This window comes from Ciceribacter azotifigens (assembly GCF_048159625.1).
Taxonomy (GTDB): Bacteria; Pseudomonadota; Alphaproteobacteria; order Rhizobiales; family Rhizobiaceae; genus Allorhizobium; species Allorhizobium azotifigens.
The window spans coordinates 1-2,497 of the sequence record NZ_JBLQTA010000052.1 but is presented as its reverse complement, the minus strand read 5'-3'; the positions used below and the strand labels follow the sequence as shown (position 1 = coordinate 2,497).

The 2,497-nt window shown below is 59.5% G+C and carries 1 protein-coding gene and 2 pseudogenes; all 3 read left to right on the top strand.

Features of this window, described 5'->3' with window-relative positions:
- Positions 1 to 263 (top strand): annotated as a pseudogene (locus ACM6UT_RS23160) (IS21 family transposase); the annotation flags it as partial.
- 109 nt (positions 264 to 372) lie between these two features.
- Positions 373 to 1,641 (top strand): annotated as a pseudogene (gene istA, locus ACM6UT_RS23155) (IS21 family transposase); the annotation flags it as partial.
- Positions 1,631 to 2,425, top strand: a complete 795-nt coding sequence (istB, locus tag ACM6UT_RS23150) for an IS21-like element helper ATPase IstB (RefSeq protein WP_137134526.1) — start codon at positions 1,631 to 1,633, stop codon at positions 2,423 to 2,425. The pseudogene istA and the gene istB, both read left to right, overlap by 11 nt.
- Positions 2,426 to 2,497: the final 72 nt, after the last annotated feature.

Here is a 2,497-nt window from a genome sequence, read left to right as displayed (position 1 = left end):
GGCGCACCGGGCTGTCACGCAACACGATTGCGAAGTATTTGAGCGCGGGTACGATCGAACCGACGTTCACGGTACCGGAACGACCGAGCAAGCTTGATCCTTTTGCCGACAAACTTGCGGCCTGGCTCAAGACCGAGGCCGGGAGGTCACGCAAGCAGCGCCGAACAGTGAAGCAGCTTCATACCGATCTGGTTTCTCTCGGCTTTACAGGCTCGTATGGCCGGGTTGCTGCTTTTGCCCGTGAGTGGCGGGCTGATCAGCAAACGGCGGGGCGGGGTATATTTGTTCCGCTCTCTTTCCGGCCCGGTGAAGCTTTCCAGTTCGATTGGAGTGACGACTATGCCGTGATCGGCGGCGAGCGAGTGAAGCTGNGATCTGGTTTCTCTCGGCTTTACAGGCTCGTATGGCCGGGTTGCTGCTTTTGCCCGTGAGTGGCGGGCTGATCAGCAAACGGCGGGGCGGGGTATATTTGTTCCGCTCTCTTTCCGGCCCGGTGAAGCTTTCCAGTTCGATTGGAGTGACGACTATGCCGTGATCGGCGGCGAGCGAGTGAAGCTGCAGGTGGCGCATATCAAACTGTCGCACAGTCGGGCGTTTCTTTTGCGGGCGTATCTGCTCCAGACACATGAGATGTTGTTCGATGCCCACTGGCACGGCTTCCGGGTCTTCGGCGGGGTGCCTGCGCGGGGGATCTATGACAACATGAAAACGGCAGTCGATCGCGTTGGCCGCGGCAAGGAGCGACAGGTCAATATCCGCTTTCTCGCTATGACGAACCACTACGTCTTCGCGCCCGAGTTCTGCAATCCTGCCGCGGGCTGGGAGAAGGGGCAGGTCGAGAAAAACGTCCAGGATGCCCGCCCCCGGTTGTGGCAACAGATGCCGGACTTCCCGGACTTGGCGGCATTGAACGTCTGGCTGGAGCAGCGTTGCCAGGACCTGTGGCAGGAGACACCGCACGGGAGCCTGCCCGGTTCGATCGCGGATGTCTGGGCTGATGAGCGGGCAGCACTGATGGCATTACCCACCATGTTTGACGGATTCGTCGAGCAAGGCAAACGAGTCTCGCCAACGTGCCTGGTCACCTTTGAGCGTAATCGTTACAGCGTGCCTGCATCGTTTGCGAACCGGCCTGTCAGCCTTCGGATTTATCCAGAGCGGCTGGTCGTTGCGGCCGAGGGCAACATTCTCTGCGAACATCCGCGGATCATAGAACGCAGTCACGACAAGCCGCCAAGGACGATTTATGACTGGCGGCACTACCTTGCCGTCATCCAGCGCAAGCCCGGTGCTCTGCGCAATGGCGCACCCTTCATGGAATTGCCGCTGGCCTTTCGACAGTTGCAGGACCAGATGCTTCGCCGCCCCGGCGGCGATCGGGAGATGGCGGACATCCTCGCTCTGGTGCTTCATCACGACGAACAGGTCGTCGTCCGAGCTGTCGAGCTGGCGCTGGATCAAGGCGTGGCGACCAAGACCCACGTGCTGAACCTGTTGCATATGCTGATCGATGGCAAAACGACCGACGGTCCCAACGTCGATACGCCACAGGCGCTGACCCTGGTTCACGAACCCAAGGCCAACGTCGAACGTTACGATGGCCTGCGTGTCCGGATCGTGGGAGGTCGCCATGCGTCATGATCCCGCCAGCGCCGCCGTTGTCATCATGCTGCGTAGCCTAAAGATGTATGGCATGGCCCAGGCCGTAACGGACCTGATCGAGCAAAGTGCTCCGGCTTTCGATGCTGCCGTGCCGATCTTGTCCCAGTTATTGAAAGCCGAGGTGGCTGAGCGTGAGGTCCGCTCTATCGCCTATCACATGAAGGTTGCCCGCTTTCCGGCCTACAAGGACCTATCCGGCTTCGACTTCGCCACCAGCGAAATCAACGAAGCGACGGTGCGCCAACTGCATCGATGCGAGTTCATGGACGGAGCACAGAACATTGTCCTTGTCGGCGGACCGGGCACAGGAAAAACACATGTCGCGACCGCGCTTGGTGTCCAGGCCATCGAACATCACCGCCGCAAGGTCCGCTTCTTCTCAACCATTGAACTGGTCAATGCGCTTGAGCAGGAGAAAGCAAAGGGCAAGGCGGGCCAGATCGCCGAGACCTTGGTTCGTCTCGATCTGCTGATCCTCGATGAACTCGGATACCTCCCGTTCAGCGCCTCAGGCGGAGCGCTGCTGTTCCATCTGTTAAGCAAGCTCTACGAACGGACCAGCGTCATCATCACCACCAACCTCAGCTTCAGCGAATGGGCGACCGTCTTCGGCGACGCCAAAATGACGACCGCTCTGCTCGACCGCCTGACCCACCGTTGCCACATCCTGGAAACAGGTAACGACAGCTTCCGCTTCAAGGCCAGTTCGGCAGCAGCGGCACAGAAAAGAGGAGAAAAGGCCAGCCACTTGACCAAAGCCTGATCAGAAAACCATACTCAGAGGTGGCTCACTTCTCGGTGGAAAAACCGGCTCAGTTCCGCGCGGAAACCAACA

Bases quoted from the DNA above. Each gene is read 5' to 3' on its own strand.
- istB (WP_137134526.1), top strand. From the start codon at position 1,631: ATGCGTCATGATCCCGCCAGCGCCGCCGTTGTCATCATGCTGCGTAGC.